Source organism: Bradyrhizobium sp. AC87j1, from assembly GCF_002936975.1.
In the GTDB taxonomy this organism is placed as follows: Bacteria; Pseudomonadota; Alphaproteobacteria; order Rhizobiales; family Xanthobacteraceae; genus Bradyrhizobium; species Bradyrhizobium shewense.
Map to the genome: position 1 here is coordinate 37,224 of NZ_PTFE01000016.1, position 18,483 is coordinate 55,706.

The following is an 18,483-nucleotide window of genomic DNA, read 5'->3' on the forward strand; positions in this document are numbered from 1 at the left end:
ACACCTCACTGACATCGGCTGGGCGCCGTCGTCGGAGGACAATTTGTGAGGAAATCGAAAGCCTTACCAGACGGTTACTCACGAACACGGGAAACGCCCTCCAGCAGCGTGCGATAGCCTTGTGCTTGATGAACTCGATGCACGTTGAAGGCGATCAAGTTCACGATGCCCACCTTGCCTCGCGGCGATCGGCAGAGCCCTTGAGATAGGTGAGTGGCGCGGGCGCTGCTCCCCCTGCCTATGTCAGAACCGGCCGCGAACCCCGCGATTCATCGGGCTCTCGTGATCGATCGTTGATCGGAGACCACCGAGCGAATAGGTCCGGACGGGTCGCTGCAGCGCCGTAACCCTTTCCAGACAGCCAACGCGTGTCCCCGGAAAGGTTTGTACTTTTCGTGTTGCCCCTCGAACAACGGAGGGATCGATCGTGCGCAACTCCTGTTGAAGCTTCGAAGATGGAACCGCAAGTAGTAGCGACTCAGCCGTCAGGAATGGACAGAACTGCTTGGCATTTCCACGAACTCACCGCTCGGCCGATGCAGCCGCCACTTGCGCACGGTCTTGCCGCATCCTTTTTCCAGCCCTTCTTCCTGATCGCTGCGCGGAACGAAACGAACCGCTTATCATGTCGATTGTTCGCCATGCTCGGCCGAAAGCGTTAGCCAGGGAAGTCAAACTGCCAGCGTAACCAGAGCAAAGCTCTGGATGGTTCCGTCCTCCACTTCCGATGCGCCGTTGAGGCCCACTGAGATGTTCGGGCTAGCTCTCGCGCACCACGGTCTTCAGGTACTGGTAGGCCTTGATGATCTCGACCAGGCGATCCTCCGTGGAGCGGTCGCCGCCATTGGCATCGGGATGGTGCTGCTTGACCAGCGCCTTGTACTTCGCCTTGATATCGCCGAGCGTCGCATTGGAATTCAGGCCCATCACCTGCAACGCTTTGCCCTCGGCATTGAAAATCTTGCGCGCCTCAGGCTTGGCCTCCGCGCGATGACGGGCGCCGGCGCGTCCGTTCAGATCGACGAGCATGCAGAGGGCATGCCAGTCGTCCTCGAAATTGGCAGTGCTGCCGTTCATATTGCGGGCGCTGATGCTCTCGCCTATCCTCCAGGTCGGACGATGGCCGGTCAGCGCGTCCTTCTGGTAACGCGCGACCGCTTCCGCGTCCATCCCCGAGAAGAAATTGTAGGATTGATTGTATTCGCGAACATGGTCGATGCAGAAGTGCCAATAGTCGCGGGCATTTTCGCGGCCCTTGGGCGCGGGATGGGTAGCCTTGTTCTGGCAACCAGGCCATTCGCATAGCGCCGCGGTCTGGCGCTCTTGCGCTTCCTGCTTGTTGATGCGAATGGAATCGAAGATTTCGGATCTGTCGATCAGCATGATCTGGCTCCGTTGGCGGAGCGGCAGTTAACAGCGCCGCTTCTATGCTAGTGACTTGGTTGACGGCAAGTTCGGTCTGACTCGGCCTCTGCGTCTAGTTAGTGGCATGATGTAGCAGGCACTTCCTAGCAATCGACATGCCAGGACTGGCGAACTTGTTCAGACCATCATCTCTTTGCGTTTTCAGATTGATTCGGTGGCAATTTGCTGTCGGGTTCTGCACATGGAGGTCTTGAACGGGACCGGGTGAGTACTCTCAAAGGCCAAGCGAACGCACTGCTCGGCGGTAATCTGCGCAACGGCGAAGGCAAGCGGCGTCTTCTGAATCTTGTATAGAAGCTTGGAAAGTCTATCGTCTTGCGCAGCGAAACAGAAAGCGCATTGACTTGATTTCAAAGGCATTCGGAGCCAGTCGTTCACGGATCAACGTAAGTCACAGCTGCCCGCCGCTGACGAAGCCCCAGCTCACCAGCCTACTCAGCAAAGTCTCGAACGATTCGCTGTTGGAGCGGGTGGATGCTGGCGCTGCCACGGCAGCCGGGATAGTAGGAGGTGCTTGGCAAGGCGCTGGTCCACGTCCCGGATGCAGCTCTAAATGGTTATGTCGAGGCAATTCGTTTGCCGGGCCGGTCGGTGCAGCCGGATCCCCATGCAACACCAGTTTACTGCCTCAGAGCATCGTGTGCCGAAGCGTCACACAGCGCGGCGATGTCGCCTTTGGACAATCGCTTTCGAGTTCTCACGCCTTTGGCGGTTTGGCGACGACGGGAAATGCACCGTGAATCAGAAATTGGATCTCGATTATGCCGTCGTCGGGTACTGGAATGCATGACCCAAAACTAGCGAGACGAAATGATCGTGTCGATCACTCAGCGAATATCCGTCCTTGAGGATGGGAGGAGAGCATTTCAGACATCGTGCACGAGTACAACCCGCCTGCTGTCGGAGTTGCAGCCCTATGCGCATGCGGCCCTGACGGCCCGCAGTGGCGGCGCTTGGCTGCCGGCAGCGGCACTGTATCTGCCCGAAAAGTTGCAGAGCCCGGACCTCACGCTTCTGTACGAAACAGTTCGGCGAATCTATAGAGCGAGCCTCGGTCAACACGTGAAATAGCAATCGGTGCGAGTTCGTTACTAAGTCGAAGCCCATGATCGATTCAAACTCTCCCTCCGCGGCTTTGCCCGCGCAAATCATCGTTGCCGCAGATAGCCCTGCCCAATCGAGACCAGAAGGTCGCCTTGACCGAAGGTGTCGCGTTTGAATGTCGCGCCGCCGCCCGTAATTCCTATTGCAAATCGGTATCTGCGGTAATCGGCGGACCAGAGCAGGACCCCCCTTAGGGCATGGCGCAGCTATCGGCCTGAGAGGCGATTCCGGCTGGCAACCCGTCAAACAACTGCTTTGCATCCGGAAGACCGGCGCGCAGCGATCCCCGGGACTACCTTTCTGCCCGTTATGTACAAGTGCCCTATTGCCTGCACGTCTGCCTGCACCGTCTCATCATCGGATGCCGAACTAGCTTCCCCGCCGTAGAAGTCATATCGAGAGACATAGGCTTGCATGCCGCGTGGTATGCGTCGCGGTCCGACCATGAGGGGGCAGCCCGGCCGTCGGGCTGCTTCGAAACTGGTTGCTAACTTCCAAACTGAATGTGTCGGTCAATTCACTGCTTTCGCCGACTGCCTGTCGGCAACGCAATAATTTTTTGTGGGTTGTCGGGGCTGGATTAACCGCTCGAACCCACGTGGTACATGCTCGGAGTACTATAATGCGTTTTGACTGCGTTTTGCCGCTCGCCATGAAGATTCTCTGCTCAGCTTAGGCTGTGCGCGCGGTTATTCAACGTTCGTGCTGCCAGTGCACTCCGCAAATCTAAAACGAGGTATGCAGTCAGTCGTTGATGCGCGCAAAGCGGACGACTGCATTTAAATAAATTTGTTAACTTTGGCCGACTTACAACCGGAGCGAACACGCAGCCGCTGCGCATGTATGTCGAGTTATCCGCAGAACCATTCGCGTGACTGCGCGCTCGTATTTTTGAGACACTTTGGTCGAGGTTCGAAATGCTCAATGTCGTGAAGTTTTGTCGACCTGGTGCGCCCATGCGGGGCAGTGAGCCAATACCAACGATGGCGATTGCTAAGCGCGACGCGCCACTAGCGCCGTTCGCAATGCCATGTGATTTCGGTCGAGGTGCAAATCAGCGGCTCAAAGCCGCCCGCGCCAACGCCAAGCTCACGATCGAGCGTGCGATCGCAGCGCTGGAGCAGAACCATCGTCAGATACGAGCGGCCATACACAAGATTGCCGATGCTTCAGCTAGGGCCAGGCTGGAAACCGATCTCGATCTAATCGAGCGAGAGCTTGCTCTCGCCAAACGGAAATCTTCCAGCCTTTGGAGCTGACGTAGAGAGTTAGCAGCCAGTCTGCTCCAAGCGTCTACCTGACCAGCATCTAGTGGCAGCATAATAAACAGGAGCAACGCTAGCTTCTCCAACAGAGGAACTGCAACAGAATAACAGATTCTACGGCAAAGGCCGCTTCACAGGGTGAGGCCGTGCTCATTGAGCACCTTGTCTCTAAGAGCCCCCTTGATCTCACGGGCAATCTCTTTGCGAATTGCGGGGCCCAACGTTCGCTTGGCATCTTCAACCAGGTCAGCTTCAGCCCCGGTCAACCCTTGCTCGGCGAGCTGTTGCTCCAGTCTTCTGTCGAACTCCCGCCCCATTGCATCAATGAGCTGGTCCTGCGCCTTGGCGTGGTCTTCAGGTGCGATGCGACGCACCACATCGTCCCAAGGCTGCCAGTCCATTGCTAAGTAGTCGGCAAATTCAACCGCCTCCCTGTTCCTCACGGATGTCTCTGCGCGGTCAACGTCGGCGTCGGTGACGCCGGAGACCTCAAAAAAGCGCATCTCCGGCGCGACGTGTTGCAGGCCCAGCCGCTCGCGCAGCTTGTTCTGATAGGCAAGGAAGATCTCAATATCCTCGATGTCTTCGGCATCGTCAGCCGAGCCGAGAGAGTGAGCCTTCTCGCGCGCAATGGCCTCGAGCGCGTCCATGCGGAACATGACACGCCCCAAATCGACGAGATCGGCAAGCCGTGCTTTGTCGTCATAGAAGCCGTTCTCGACTTCTGCGATGAGGCGCGCGGTCTGCATGCCGTTCCACGTTAAAGTTCTACGATCCTCGCAGCTTTGGTTGGCATCCCACGCCAGTTGAAAGTACTGCGCACGCAATTGCGGGACTTTTGCCGCCTGCCGCAGATCATTGGCCACCGATTGCCGGAATCCTTCATTGCTAGAGTTGACGGAATTGAACAGCTTGCCGAGGAAGAGCCCGTACTCCCGGGCGCCCGGCTCTTCTGCAAAGTTCTGCCAAGCGGCGAGCACCTCCCGATCGCTCTCCCTTGGATCGCTCTTGAGCCATTCTGCAACCGTTTTAGCGAGGGCTTCCGCCTGCTCATCGTCTGTCCCGGACGCTTCACTTTCGTCGTCGCGCGAAAGGTGGACGGTCGGACCGGCATAACCCTCCGCGCTTAGGACTGTATTCAGGTCCGTCAGCACGTGCTCGGATAGCGGATTTTCAGTCAGAACTATGGTGGCACCGGCGTCCAACCCCGTCAGTAGGTCCTCCGGCAAACTAGTCAACTGGTTTAGGCTTGCGTCGAGAAACTCGAGCGAAGCGGGGAGAGCCTCAGGCAGCTCCGTCAGCTGGTTTTCGCTGACATCGAGAAACCGGAGCGTAGCAGGAAGGAGCTCTGGCAGATTTGTTAGATGATTGTGGCTGGCGTGGAGAAATCGCAGTGAAGAAGGGAGGCCTTCGGGCAGGTTCGGCAACCGATTGTCGTTGGCGCAGAGAAACTGGAGCCCGGCAGGCAGCACGGTAGGGAGACTCTCCAACCGGTTGGAGTTTACGTCGAGGGCTCTGAGCCCGCTTGGCAGCGCGGGCAGGCTGCTCAGCTGATTGCCACTGACATTGAGACGCTGGAGCGAAGCAGGAAGTTCGTCAGGCAAATTCGTAAGCCGGTTGAAGGGCACATCGAGCACAACGATTTGGCTTGGAAGTCTGGGCAGACTGGTAAGGGACAGCGACTCGAGATCCAGTATGGCGTCTTCACCCAGCGCATTCAACCGCCTTGCCGCTTCTTCGCGGTCCTCGAGGGGACCCACGTCCTGTTCAGCAAGCCAATTTTCGAGCGCCTCGTCTTCTTCAGCCGCCGCATGAGGTGAATGCCCAGAGTTCGATGCGAAGCCCGTGACGACTTCATCCCACTGTGCCGCTCCCCCGTCTTCCCCCGCGTCTTGTCCGGAAGATGCAGAAGAAATGCTTTCGCGGCGCCGAATCTGTCCTGCCTCAAAAGGATCCATTCCACTTTCCTTACCACACCGTGCCAACCCGGCCCGTGACAACGCGGTCCAGAACTTAGGGCATCTATCTTTCGACAAGCTGACAGACCTATCGCGGCAAGGGTATCGATGGCTTCGAAACCGACATGACTTCGGTACAACAAATCGATCGCGGTCGCGGGCAGTCATCTCCCATCTATACGTTTCGGCATCTAACCGACGCAGCGGCGGCTTAACATCGCGCCCCAGCGCGGCAACGGTGGATTATCTCAATGGCACCCAAGGGAGCCTCTTTCGGTTGAGTGCGTCAAAAGGAAGATCGCAGTCGCTCGAACGCTCAACTCCGGAGCGGTCCTTTCATGTGGGTAAGGCAATCGGTGCAACGCTGGTCGTTTCCTTGGGTAACAAATCGTCCAACTTTTGTGTTTTGCAGCGAGACCCGTCAGCTAATCGACAGGTGGCCGTAATAGGGGCAGAACGATTTCACGTTGGCGGTCCTCTAGATCTGTCCGATCAACGGAACGGTAGGAAACGTTGCAGCCGCATCGATCCATTCGCCGCCTCAAACCGCGTGAAGCTGTACCGCTTCGACCAGGAGTGGGTCGACGCGTCGCACGCTCGAATGATTATTGCGCCAGCGCGCAAACTCCTGCTTCGCAGCATTGCGGGGCGGCAGACGTATTCCTTGAGTTTCTGATGATGGAGAGAAATGGTGGACACAGGACAGACACAGCGGAGCGCAGGTTCCAGCCCGGACGCTTTTGAAGAAGGGGAGCGTGAAAGCTACATCGGCGGCTTCAACCGTGCCCTGGCGAATTTGGTCGAAAGCTTGACAGGATATCGGACCCCGGCCTCCGCGCGCGCGCGAATCCTGGACGACTGGGTTGCCGAGGAGGGGCAGGGCGAAGCCGAGAACAGGCGACAGGGGCGCTCACGAATCAGGGCTGCGGATAACATGCGCTCGAACTCGGTCGATTTGTCATCCCTGTCTTTAATCGTTTTGCCCGACGCCCTTGCGCCGAGGCTACTGAACCTCGGCGCCATGCACAATGAGCTAAGTAGCCTGCCTGCAAGCCTTCCACCTGGTCTCCGCGAGCTTCTTATAAGCCATAACCAATTGACCAGTTTGCCAGACGCTCTTCCGGCGAGCCTCTATCGCCTCGAGGTAAGCGATAACAGGTTGACCAGTCTCCCAGACAGCCTCCCAGCGGAGCTGGGGATCCTGAACGCAAACAACAACCGACTGAGTAGCCTGCCCGAGGCTCTTCCAAGCAGCCTCACCTCGCTGTCGGTTAGTGACAATCAGCTGACCGAGCTTCCCGAGTCCCTCCCATGGGGTCTTGTTGAACTCGATGTCAGCCGCAATCAATTGGCCAACCTCCCCGAAACCCTTCCGAACTGGCTTCAATCAATCAATCTCAGTGGTAACCGGCTCACCAGCCTGCCTGAACATCTGCTACCTGGAAGTTTGAGCTATCCGCTGGAGAACGTCGAATTCGGCGATAATCCATTCCCGGACGAGGTCCGCGTTCGCCTTGCGGCACCACGTCTTGGGCAGCTGCCTCTGTACGAGGCTGCCGCGCACTGGCTGGGGGACGATCCGGCGGCGCTGGCCGAATGGCTGCACTTTGCGGATGAGCCTGGCGCCCAAGACTACGCCCGGTTCCTAAAACGGCTACGCGGGACCGTCAATTATGGAAGTGCCGAGTTTCGGCAGGCCGTGGCTGATGATCTCCGGCAGGCGGCGGCCAATCCGAGATTGCGCGAACAGTTTTTCACACAGGCTTCCGAAGCCAACGCCAGTTGCGAGGATCGTGTTACCCTGCATTGGAATGGTATGCGGACCGCGCGCCTCAATGCTGACGTGGAGGAGGGGGGGTATGATGATAGGCTCGACCAACTGATCCAGCGCGGCCGCGTTGCATTCCGCCTAGACGCGCTGGACGGGATCGCGCGCGACCGAGTGAACTCGCTCCTCACCCTGCACCCGAACCTAGACGACGTCGAAGTCTACTTGGCCTATCAACATCTTCTGCGCGAGCCGCTGGAGCTGATCCACGTCGCCCCTGACATGCGCTTTCTGACGGTTTCTCACGTGACGTCCGACGATGCGGCGCGCGCTCTGGACTTGGTTCGTGAGCAAGAAGCGAACCAGTTTACCGACTACATGGCAACCCGCTGGCAACCCTGGGAGACGGTGCTAAGACGAATCGCTCCTGATGAATATGAAGCGATGCAAGAACGGCTCGTCGCAGCCATGGGCGAGGAGTTTCAAACCCGCTTGGATCAGCGTCTGGCCCAGCACGGTCTTCCAGGCAATCCGGATGCGGAGCGGGTGCTCGGAGCCCAAGTCCGAAACGAGCTCGCCAGCGAGATTAAACGCGAGGTCATGCACCGCGTGCTGGCCGCGCGTGGCGGCCTCGAGTTATGAAGTCTCAAACCGCCGCAGGTATATCATCATTGCTCTGCGGCGGAAGAAGATCGATGCTGCAGTCCCGCCAATTGCTGACAAGGTGCTTTTGCGCTTCGACGGCGCGCTGCGTCGATCAGTTCCTCTCGGTGTTGCCGAGCTTTGAAAGCTGGGACGCAAGGCGAGGTGTACTCCGCTCGAAAGCCTCGTCGGGGCGAGAGCTCCCAGTTGAAAGTTGTTGATAAGACCAAGGTGGCGCGGCGGTGAAAGGAGTTCTTCCATAGGCGCTACCGCAGCGAACCAACTCGCTTTGGTTGACGTTCAAGACAAAGCTCGCCGGAGTGGCCGGAACTTAATTGATCTGTGACTGCGCGATAATCCTTGTCGAGGCTGAGTGATCCCCGCTGTGACGTTTGAATTCCTCTCACGATCGACAGGGCGATCCATTGATATCTCGTCGACTGGAATAGGCCCGGCGAAGAGGTGCGGAAAAGCGGGAGCGCACCCGTCCTGTCGCCAAGCGGTCGGCCGGACGAGAGGCCGTCAATCGCGCAGCAATGTCCAGATCTCGTCAGCTTTTCGAAAGGTTGCAGCTACAACAATCGAGAATCGTGTCTCGCTAGACGATCTGCTGCCGGCCGTGCGGATTGCTGCATTGCCAATACAAACATGAGGAGAGCAGGATGGATCCGGTTGACCCATTCTTGAATTCAGGAGCCTGGATGCGGGAGTACGCTGCCTTGCAGGGGCGAAATGGGCAGCGAGAGGATAATCCCTCCGAGCAGGGTGAATTTGAAAGGCGGCTGGAGGGCTTGAACCTCGATCCTTCTGATGAAACCAAATCAACGTCGCCTGATCGGGCTCTTACCGCACGCGGACGAGCAGTCCGGAGGGATGAGCTAGGTGGGTCGATGCGGGTGCCGCCACACTCCGCATTTAGGGAGAGTTCGATAGGCCCGACGCGCCGGAGCGTAGACATTCCTCGGTCTCAGCTTCCCGCTTTGGCGCAAGTGCCGCAATCCAGTTTGCGCGATGATCTGTTCAGCAGCGCACGCTATACCTTTCCGGACGCGGAGCCTGCCGCGTCGACCAAGAGCGGAAAAAGCCGCGGATTATGGTCACGCTTCAAGTCTGGAATCGGCAAAGCCCTTGGAGGGAGCGGCAGTGAAAAGTCCTCGCGCGAGGCGGGGCAATCTGAGCCCTCTTTTCCGACGAGTCTACGAATTGATTATGCAAGGCAACCGGGCCGGACGCGCGGGGTCTCTGCCGCTGATGAGGAGCTCATCGAAGATTTCAGAAACAAGGCGACGGGTAACCTCAGCGACGGCACGATCAAGAATGCGGCAACCGATTTGCGCCATTTGAGCGCGCGCCTGAGCGCGGCCGGCAGGCCCTCAATCGCGGATCGAATTCGCCGGGAATTGGAAAACGCGCAGCAGGACAATCCGGAGGTGGGCAGCCACCAGCTGGAAGCTGAGCTCGATGAGGACGTTGACACCTACGCAAAGGACCGCGCCAGGCGCATCAAGGCCGCCTTGAAGAAGCTTCGTGAGGTGGGCGCCGGAAACAGCCTGGTAGCCGATGTCCGACGACTGGCTCCTCAGGATGCTGACGCAACCCTCATCCGCATGTGGGCGGCGGCGGAAAAGGCGACACACAGGATCGACCCAGGGACGATCGACAGGCAAACTCGCCGCATGTTCAGGCTGAGTGAGTGGCTGCAGACCAATGATAGGCAGCCGATCGCCGGCCGGCTGTCCACCCCTGGCCTCGCCCAGGATGTGGAGGAGTACGAGCGCGAAACGGAGGACAGCAAGATCAACGCTGATCTGGTCAGGCTCGGCCGTTACCAGCAAATCCTTCAGGCGAACAGGGCGCTCGGATTGCTGCCTCCTCAGGACCCTGGTCAACCGTCTGCGGAAGGTACTCGGCAGGTTCACTCGCCGCAGGAACTTCCCGCAACGCCGGCAACGCCGAGCGCGGGAGCCTGGGACTGGCTCGGGGAGCAAATCCACGGTCCTGCGTCACCGGTTCCAGCGCCGCACTGGGCCGCCCAGGCTGATCTGCCAGTCGGACTTCCTGCGACTCCCGCTACCCCAAGCCAGGGCGCATGGGCCTGGCTTGGGCAACAGATGCAAGAGCCCGCATCGTCGTCGTCAGTTCGGCCCCAATCGTCAAACATCTATGCCGGCCTCGATTCCTTCGTCGATCTGGACCCGTCAACGCCGTACCACTTGCGTGACGATGCGCACTCTGCGCCAGCACCTGAGCTTGCAGCCGCATCGTCGTTCGCAGGACTGCCGACCGCGGCGCCGGAGCTACGGGATATCGGCACAATTGTTGGCGCCGGCTGGCGCCACCGCTCGCAGGCGGCTTCAGACGTGTTGATCGATGTCCTGGGCAATATCAATCTGCTGCCAAACCAGTTCGGACCGAGTCAGTTTGCGATCAACGGTGAGCTCTATTCGGCTACGTTTGGACCAGGCGGTCGCAGGGATGTTCGCCTGGTTCATCACCCGCGCGCCGGTGGGACGAACGAGGCCGGGCCATCCCAGTCGCTGCATCGCCCACCGCCAATCGTAAGCGCAAGGCAAACCGAGGAAAGTGCAGTCGATCTTGGCTATCTTATCCGGGGCGGCTGGGAGCATAGGGAGCGATTCCTGCCGTCTTACCTCGTGCGCGTTTTGGAAGGCGAGCGCATCATGCCCCAGCCTGGGCGGCCGACCTATTTCGAGATCCGCGGAGTGCCTTACAGGGGCGAGTTGGTGGAACGCGAGGGACGCCAGCGCGTTCGCATTTTTCCTGAACGTGGCTGAAGAGGCAGCAGGGCAGCAATCCCCGTCTCTCGGCGGGGCAGCTCGCGTGCGGCGTTCCTATACGCGGCTTTTGGCAGGCGAGATCGGCTGCTAGGTCACGGACTGAACCGTGCAGCGTCCTCATTGTAGAACCAGGCAGGCTCATTGGATCCTACGAATTTGGTGCATGCCCTAAGATGCCTTCTGCATCCCTGATCCTTTCACAAAAACTCGCCAATTCTTCTTGAAAACCTTCGCTCAGCGAGCCCTGCAGATCGAGCGCGTTTGTCATCGAGGGAGCACAGCGCGGAGTGCAGCCGACGGAACAAGCACCAAGAACATGGCTACCAGACAAAGGTTTGCTGACGAATTCTTTTCGTAACGATGGGCCAAAATCCGCGGCGGGCGTGTTACTTCGCAGCGTGCATACGCTTAAGCCTTCATGCGCAGTTCAGTTATTACGCTATGGAATGACTCCTCGCGATGACTTTCAAACAGCTCTTCCGCTCATTGGTTGGTCGAAAGAAATCGATAAACCATCGTATAGCTCGTTTCCCCTTTCCTTTGGGTCTTTATCGCACAGTCAGCTATTGGAGTGCAGACTCGAGCGGCGATTGTCTCCGCCGTCATCGGACAGGTCGATTTGTCGCGAGCTATGTATTCGGCTAATTGGAAAAGCGTGGCGAGATGTTGCTACATCATGTAACAGGAAAGGTCATGCCTGAGAGAGCGCGCGATCGCGATCTCGCTTTGGACTTCACCAAAGGAGTGCTCATTATTTTAGTGATCGTCGGCCACCTGATCCAATATATCCTCTACCGAAATGAAGGGTTTTGGGATTCGGCAAGTTTCAAATGGATCTACATGTTCCATATGCCTCTCTTTATGGCGATAAGCGGTTATCTTTCCTGCCGAGCGCTAACGGGAAAGCCCTTCACGAAAGCCATCTGCGATCGTGCGATGCAGCTCCTGTTGCCTATGCTGTTTTGGTGCTCTCTCCTGGAGACATTAAAGTTGACCGTGTTTCCCCGACCCGCGGGCGCAGCAGATAGCGTTTTGCAGTTCCTGAATGATTTCGCCGGCACATACTGGTTCGTCTGGGCCGCGTTCATCTGCTTTCTTCTCGCCAAAACTATTTCGATCTTCAATCATTCCTCGTCCTGGGTCTTCTTGGTATCGGTCATTCTGGTCGTCCTCGCACCTCTGACCTTTTCCATATTCCCTCTCATAAAGTACACGTACCCGTTTTTCTGCTTGGGATTCGCATTTGCGCAGTCGAGAGAGCGGTGGACGAGCATAGTGCGCTCTCAGGGGCCGTTCTTGATTATGTCTGCCTCAATGGTGGCGATGATGTGCTTTCTGGTCTGGCGCAACGACACTTATGTCTACAACAATCTCGCTTTGGTCCAGGATTTGCAGTCCGCAAAGAATGTGCTTCTGATGTTTCTTGGCTCCGCAGCTGCCTCAGCGGTGATGATTGAGGTCCTACTTCGATCATGGAATGTTGGCCGCTCAAATCGGGTGGTCCGCTTTATCGCCGCGAAACTGGGACCGAGCACACTGGTGCTGTACTTGATCCAGGGTACGGTATTCCGTCTTTTGGATTCGATACAGTATGGAGAATTGTGGAGCCCCACAACGAGGGCGGCCGCGGCTGCATTTCTCGGGGCAATGATTGTTGCCGTCGCGCTTGCGGTTCGCTGGACCGTGCGCGACATTCCTTATCTGTCCCAGCTCATGCTCGGAGTGCCACCCCGCTCCTTCGTTTGTCGAACCAGCCCTGCCGATAAGTAGCTGTAACCGAAGCCTGGTCGGAAGGCTCTCGCAGACCATCGTAGATTTGACCTGCGACTGAGTATTTGCTCCTGGAAGGAGTTAGAGGACGGCCCGAAGAAGGACGAACAAATGAAGCGCGCCAGGTTCACGGAAGACAGATTGTCGCGTATTGAACGAGCATGAGGCTGGGGCGAAGTCAGCCGACCTGCTCGCAAGCACGGTGTCATCTTGATGTGCTTGTGCCGATCTTCTGGGCCAAACCTCACTTTATCGCGCTCCTTCATGAAGTGAAGGCCAAGCTACCAACCCTGGTAGGCATCCCACGAGCGCTCTTGGCGCTACAATTCGCAGTCCCTGGAGCTTGACGACACTCCTGGGAAAGGCGAGGTGGTAGCTTTGTTATGGCAAGGCAGCCCACCCAAGTTAGCGGCGCGTGGTAGGGACAGCGCTTTTCAGGGCCGACAAAAGCGTCGAATCACGTTGCCGCTAACTTCCACTTTGGTCGAAGTCGACGGTGATCATAAACGGGAGAAGCGTTCGCCGGCCGAGCTGAGGCGGCTGGGGCGGATATTACGCGCTGACCAGATGACACCTGGGGCCATCGTCAAATGCCGACGCAATCGCCTTTTGCTGTTGCCGGAGGATGCGTTCGGGGGGCATCCCGCGCATTCAGCCTTCACGCTCGCAAGGCGCTGACTGGTATCTGGGAGGGGCGTCCGGCCTACCTATCGGGCAGACCCCCTTGAGAGCGCTGCCAGAGTGGGGCTCAACGTGCGGACCGGCGATCATCAGCAACACTCGACGAGCAGCGAAAGGACATTGTCGGGTTGGATGCCGTCCACCGTCGTCTTGATGTACTTGTGCCCGTCGTGAGTGGCTCACATCACATCAACCCTGCGGCGGTATTCTTCGACATAGAACTTCCATTCGCCGCTCTCGATGTCTTTGATTGCCGTCATCGATGGATCGCTTCCGCTGCGTTCCGTCGGGGTTTAGTCCGCCGACGTGTGTGATCCTTTCGTGAGGGTTCTTTCCGTCCTTCTTGTTGGTGCGACGAATGCGTGCGCGTTTGGCCATTCGAGTCTTTCCTAGATCGGCCACCAGCTTAGACGAGGGTAGTCGATCAACGCTGCCATCAATCATGGTAAGCTCGCTGGAGTCCTTTGCGATACAAGTTGGCGGTACCCCGTATCGCGATGTGCCCTTGCACGAAAGCGGACGGGGCGGGTTGATCATCTCGGCTTTCCGAAAGCTCCTCTGCTTATTCATCATCAAGCATGCGCCGAAGCTCACTTGGAGGGAATCGCTCCAGATCCAAAGCAAAGTCTTCTGGATCAATAGACGCTGGAGCGGCAAGGTGATTATCCTGTCGTCCGTGAAGCTCGTCATGTAAGTCCTTTTCCAGTTGCTGGAGCTCCTCGGAAGGCACGGAGACTGGGACGTGTTGATTATCGACAAGATCGAGTACTCGCCGAAGCTCCCCCTGAAGAAGCTGCTCTGAATCGAATGCCACTTGCTCCTGGATAAGAGACGGCGAGGCGAATTGATCATCGTGCCCTTCCTGTAGCTGCTCTGCGGGCTCATCATCAAGCAGTTGCCAAAGCTCCTCTGGAGGGGACCGCCCTGGATCGAAAGTAAATTCTTCTGAATCAATGGAAACAGGAGGAGCGAAGTGATCATCCCGTAGTCCGTGAAGCGCGGCGTGCAAGTCCTTTTCCAGTTGCCGCAGCTCCTCTGGAGGGACGGAGACTGGCGAGTCGCTGGGTTGATCATCGAGATGATCCAGTACTCGTCGAAGATCTGCCTGAGGTAGCTGCTCCGAATCGGATGCGTCTTGCTCTTGGGCGAAAGCCGAGGTGCGGGTTGATCATCTCGCCCCTCGGTAACCTCCTGTGCGTCTTCATCCTCCAGCAGTCGCCGAAACTCCGCTGGAGAGAACTGGTCTGGATCGAAAGTAAACTCCTCCGGATCAATGAAGAACGAAGGAGCTGCATGATCCTCCAATCGTCCCTGAAGTTCGTCGTGCAAGTTCTTCTCCAGTCGTTGAAGCTCCTCCTCTGAACGGACGGGAACTGGCAGAGGGATTGCTTCGTCATCAAGATGGTCCAGTCCGCGCCGAAGCTGCTCCTGAGGAAGCTGCTCTGGATCGACCGCGACCTGTCCTTGGAGGAGAGCCGACGCCAACGGGACGGGTAGGTTTTCCTGCACCTCCTGATGCTCCTCTTGCCGCTTAGCTACCTGCAACGCGCGGTGCTGCGCAGCGGCGCCGTCGATGCGTATCGGGTCCGTCAGTGACGCGGTTTCGGGATTGATTGGAGGCACGTTGGGAGGATTGAGCTTAGCGCGAGTGCGCCCCGGACGCACGATGGGCACGACTACGCCCGTCGACCGAAAGGTCCGCAGATGCTCTAATGCTATAACGAGTCTGTTGCTATTAGAGGAACCGCTGAACTCGCGCACGTCACTGCCATCGCTCAGCGATTTGCCGTCTAGCCGAGCAACAATGCTTGGCTTGTTGTTTGCGAAGAGCCAACGGCTATAGCCAATAAGAGAACCTGCATGCTGCTTCGCCGTAACGGCGGCCGTCCCGCCCTCAATAAGCGCTTCCTCAAGCCTGAAGATATCGGCAGCATCCTCGGGATAAAGAGGCCGCCTGTCCCACTGCCCCCGGATTATGACGCCCGTTGAGGCGACCGGCATTGCTCCGCCACTTCCTCCCGAAGCGGTGCTTGCGCTCGGTTTCCGATATACGAGAACTTCTTCCAGATCGTTCAGCGTCCTCTGTCTTTTCGCTGCTCTCGATTGAGCTCGTCATGTTCATGATTGATGGTGGCGTCCTCGCTTGCCAGAAGATTACTCCGGGCACGTGCATCCATCGCTTCGTCCGGGGATTGCTTGCTATCGTTAGATGCGTCTTTCGCTGAGGGGAGCGCGCGCGGTCGCCCGCGAGAAACCAAATGACCGGAATCATGATACGCACGAAGCACGTTTACGCCTGTCTTCATGAGGGCGTTTTTCGGAAAGTAAGTATCTAGGTGATTAACCAGGGACTGGTGGTCCCTTAGTCGTTTGGCCACGGGCGCGGAGGTCATTCGCCAGTCGACTAAGTGCCTGAGTATAGAGCTTGGCCGTGTTCGGTTGTGGGTTGTTCTGAGCCGTATATTGAGCAATCGCCCTGTCGATAAGGTCCCGGTCTTCTGTAGATAGATGTGGATAGGAGCCTCCAGCGCCGACGGGAGTGGGTTCGGCCTGCCTCGCCTCACCCAAGTGCTGCTCAAAGCCATCTTGTCCGGCCTGGCTTGTCTGCGGCTCTTGCGAGACGTCGTGCTGCACCTGCGACCGAGCTGGCACGTTAAACGGGTCAAAATTTTGCGGGTCCACGCCAACCTCACTCCAGGATCCCTGAACAGGTCTGCCTAGTCGGGCAAGCTTTCGAGAACCTGACCTGGCCATGGTTCCGTACGGGAGGTTATTCGCGCTGGCCAACCTCGGAAATGACGGCGCTCCGACATCTTCTCCTTAACAATCCGCCCAATTTGCCTGGAGAACTAACGACGTCCTTTTCCATAATCCTTTTAGCTGGCGCCTCATATCCGACCTAACCGGCTCGTCTGGCGCAGATGCGGCCGATCCTTTCAAAGAGATGGCGAAGCTCAGGTCCCATGCGTCACGAGCAGGTGGGAGCAGAAGAGCGATTGCCATGATCAGAAGAATATCAAAGTAGACACTAACACATTCAGTGCGTGTTCAGTTTGGGGCGTGTGCGTGATGCTTGTGGGGTTATGAACGTATGATAATCCCACGCCTGCATATATTCCCGGAGCAAGATGGGCGGTATATGTTCCGGTGATTGCCGTGGTATCACGATGCGCAAGCTGGCCTTTAGCCAGGGCAGCATCCACCGCAAAGTTGCTCCAGCTCGTCTTGCTAGCAACGAGTGCAATCAGATCACTGGGCCGGCTATCAAAGGGCCCTTTCGCATAAAGACGAAGCTCGTAATATTGGCTGATCTTGTTGAGGATCGGCGGAGCTCCCATGATGGAGAAGCCGCCATAGATGCCGCGAGACGGCGTCCCACTCGCGTCAATCTGCCAGAGCTGCCTGTCCGCAGCGATGTAGTGAAAATGGTTCCCGCTCTCCCTTTGTTGCTTGGGATCCGCCAAATTCGTGTAGCGGCTATTGTTCAAACCAACGCCCGCCCGCAGCCACGTGTCGGGTACGCCTGCAGCAGCCTTGCTCTTGTAGCCGGCTTCGTCAACGAGAAGGATGCCCGCATTGGCCGTGCTCCAGTTCAAGCCGGTGGGATTCTCGGTTATGTGGGCATAGGCACCATCTGGACTGATTGAGCGCTGGACGGAGACCTTGTTGTAAAAGCGATCGTCAAAATTGTACTTCAAGTTAACCGCCGGCGTCGGCGCAGCATTGGTGCTCATCCCTCCCTGGAACAAGGCAGACATGTTCGATCCTGTAATCCCTCCAAACAATGTGCCGGTGAACTCATTTTGATTTCTGAGGTAGCCAAGTTTGAGTTCTAACGTTCTGTCGAAGAAAGTCTGGTAGTAGGCGAGCGTATTGATTCCCGCTCGATCTGGTCCCGGTCGATCCCACGTCCAGTATTGCTGCTCGGCTCCTACGACAATCTGTCCGTCGGCAATGCCAAACCGGCTGAGATCGTAGGTGACGATCATGAAGTTTGCCGATGCGAAGGTCGGGTTCTGGCCCATATAAAGCTGGTTTGCGATAGTGCTTCTGGCCGCATTCGGCAGCTGGTTGTTTACAAAGCTGTTGTGCGTCCAGCCGATGTAGCCGATGCCGACATCTGCCAGCGCCGATCTAACGCCGTCATTGTCCTGACCAATCGTGTCCGCAGGGCCAGGTATGTTGAACCACAACCCTTTTTCACGCAGCTTGTCGTACCTTTCGAAGGGATCGATCGTCTTTTGCGGTCTCGTCTGGGCACCCCTGCCCGTATTGCCGCGCTTCTCAAAAGGCGCTCCGGGACCTGCTGCTGGCGCCGGAGCAGGAGGGCGGATTGCCTGACGGATCAGGTCGATCCGGAGCCTTGCGGCCCGATCGGAGGTCTTTCCTCTTTTGCTGGCCTGATCCATAGAACTAGGATCAAGTCCGCTCGCGGTTTGTCCCAGTACGGAATTGCCGACCAGACAAGCCGCTAGCGAAAATGCGATAACAAGCGCAGATTGCGTTCCCCTGGGTCTGAAATTGAAAGAAAGTGCTGCCGTAGCCGAGTATGTCCGAGGCGAGGTCGTCGTAAGAAGGCAATCACGCATGGCGTACTTCGGGTCCACGTCTGCTGGCCATGAATAGGTTGAACTGCGCCTGATTGGCCCAGAGTGAGCTCCCGACGTTTTCGCGTCCGAGGGCGAGGGGGACGAGCCAGAACACGATCCATCCGAAGAGGACCACTCAGGCTTGCTGAACCTCTCAGCCCCCAGCGCGATGATGATCTGGTCCGAAACTCTGCTGGTGCATAACGCCGGTGCGCCGAGAGCCAGAGAAGGGCGCTGCCTCGGCAAATGCTCACGATGAGCGCGCGAGGGCATGCTGTCCTGGCCACCAAACATTGCGAATGTCCGCCCTGCTCACTGTGGGTCAGGCGGGTCTGGCGGTGTCGCGCATCTGCATCGAAGGCGGCATTCTGGACGAAACGGCAGCTACCGGAAAGCAAGGCTCGCCGTGCAAGAGGCTTGGATTCACGAAGCACTTTAGCGGTATCGTTGTCAGCGAAACACGAGACAATCTCCAGGCTTGAA

Annotated in this window: 10 protein-coding genes; 5 read left to right on the forward strand and 5 right to left on the reverse strand. The window is 57.6% G+C overall.

Annotated features, from left to right (window positions below):
* Positions 1-759 precede the first annotated feature (759 nt).
* A complete protein-coding gene (locus tag CV770_RS11355; RefSeq protein WP_104462398.1) occupies positions 760-1,383 on the reverse strand; it encodes a J domain-containing protein in 624 nt (207 codons plus the stop codon).
* A gap of 2,063 nt (positions 1,384-3,446) precedes the next feature.
* Here CV770_RS11355 and CV770_RS41545 point away from each other — a divergent pair.
* Positions 3,447-3,788: a hypothetical protein gene (locus tag CV770_RS41545; RefSeq protein WP_146101274.1), complete on the forward strand. Its 342-nt coding sequence runs from the start codon at positions 3,447-3,449 to the stop codon at positions 3,786-3,788.
* Between the two features lie 137 nt (positions 3,789-3,925).
* Here the strand turns inward: CV770_RS41545 and CV770_RS11370 are convergent, their stop codons facing one another.
* The gene (locus tag CV770_RS11370; protein WP_104462401.1) at positions 3,926-5,752 is read right to left on the reverse strand and encodes an NEL-type E3 ubiquitin ligase domain-containing protein; all 1,827 of its coding nucleotides are present in this window, start codon (positions 5,750-5,752) and stop codon (positions 3,926-3,928) included.
* 688 nt (positions 5,753-6,440) lie between these two features.
* Between CV770_RS11370 and CV770_RS11375 the strand changes: the two genes are divergently transcribed.
* From CV770_RS11375 to nolL, 3 genes are all read left to right on the forward strand, one after another.
* Entirely contained in the window at positions 6,441-8,162 is a 1,722-nt protein-coding gene (locus CV770_RS11375) for an NEL-type E3 ubiquitin ligase domain-containing protein (RefSeq protein ID WP_104462402.1), read from the forward strand.
* A 662-nt stretch (positions 8,163-8,824) separates the two neighbouring features.
* Positions 8,825-10,957: a hypothetical protein gene (locus CV770_RS11385; RefSeq protein WP_245453728.1), complete on the forward strand. Its 2,133-nt coding sequence runs from the start codon at positions 8,825-8,827 to the stop codon at positions 10,955-10,957.
* A gap of 666 nt (positions 10,958-11,623) precedes the next feature.
* The gene (nolL, locus tag CV770_RS11390; protein WP_104462404.1) at positions 11,624-12,730 is read left to right on the forward strand and encodes a nodulation factor fucose acetyltransferase NolL; all 1,107 of its coding nucleotides are present in this window, start codon (positions 11,624-11,626) and stop codon (positions 12,728-12,730) included.
* A 770-nt stretch (positions 12,731-13,500) separates the two neighbouring features.
* On the opposite strand, the gene CV770_RS43240 is transcribed toward nolL, so the two are convergent.
* The 3 genes from CV770_RS43240 to CV770_RS11405 all read right to left on the reverse strand — a co-directional run bounded on the left by CV770_RS43240 (position 13,501) and on the right by CV770_RS11405 (position 17,820).
* The gene (locus CV770_RS43240; RefSeq protein WP_349627974.1) at positions 13,501-13,566 is read right to left on the reverse strand and encodes a hypothetical protein; all 66 of its coding nucleotides are present in this window, start codon (positions 13,564-13,566) and stop codon (positions 13,501-13,503) included.
* Positions 13,567-13,600: 34 nt separating this feature from the next.
* The gene (locus tag CV770_RS43245) at positions 13,601-15,412 is read right to left on the reverse strand and encodes a hypothetical protein (protein WP_245453729.1); all 1,812 of its coding nucleotides are present in this window, start codon (positions 15,410-15,412) and stop codon (positions 13,601-13,603) included.
* Positions 15,413-16,416: 1,004 nt separating this feature from the next.
* Positions 16,417-17,820, reverse strand: a complete 1,404-nt coding sequence (locus CV770_RS11405) for a carbohydrate porin (protein WP_245453730.1) — start codon at positions 17,818-17,820, stop codon at positions 16,417-16,419.
* Between the two features lie 479 nt (positions 17,821-18,299).
* Between CV770_RS11405 and CV770_RS11410 the strand changes: the two genes are divergently transcribed.
* Entirely contained in the window at positions 18,300-18,482 is a 183-nt protein-coding gene (locus CV770_RS11410) for a hypothetical protein (protein WP_104462406.1), read from the forward strand.
* Position 18,483 lies beyond the last annotated feature (1 nt).

What these genes read in the sequence shown, in the direction of transcription:
- CV770_RS43245 (WP_245453729.1), bottom strand. Translation starts at nt 15,412, where the DNA reads ATGCCGGTCGCCTCAACGGGCGTCATAATCCGGGGGCAGTGGGACAGG.
- CV770_RS11355 (WP_104462398.1), bottom strand. Translation starts at nt 1,383, where the DNA reads ATGCTGATCGACAGATCCGAAATCTTCGATTCCATTCGCATCAACAAG.
- CV770_RS11375 (WP_104462402.1), top strand. Translation starts at nt 6,441, where the DNA reads ATGGTGGACACAGGACAGACACAGCGGAGCGCAGGTTCCAGCCCGGAC.
- CV770_RS11370 (WP_104462401.1), bottom strand. Translation starts at nt 5,752, where the DNA reads ATGGATCCTTTTGAGGCAGGACAGATTCGGCGCCGCGAAAGCATTTCT.
- CV770_RS11405 (WP_245453730.1), bottom strand. Translation starts at nt 17,820, where the DNA reads ATGGATCAGGCCAGCAAAAGAGGAAAGACCTCCGATCGGGCCGCAAGG.
- nolL (WP_104462404.1), top strand. Translation starts at nt 11,624, where the DNA reads ATGTTGCTACATCATGTAACAGGAAAGGTCATGCCTGAGAGAGCGCGC.
- CV770_RS41545 (WP_146101274.1), top strand. Translation starts at nt 3,447, where the DNA reads ATGCTCAATGTCGTGAAGTTTTGTCGACCTGGTGCGCCCATGCGGGGC.
- CV770_RS11385 (WP_245453728.1), top strand. Translation starts at nt 8,825, where the DNA reads ATGGATCCGGTTGACCCATTCTTGAATTCAGGAGCCTGGATGCGGGAG.
- CV770_RS11410 (WP_104462406.1), top strand. Translation starts at nt 18,300, where the DNA reads ATGTCCGCCCTGCTCACTGTGGGTCAGGCGGGTCTGGCGGTGTCGCGC.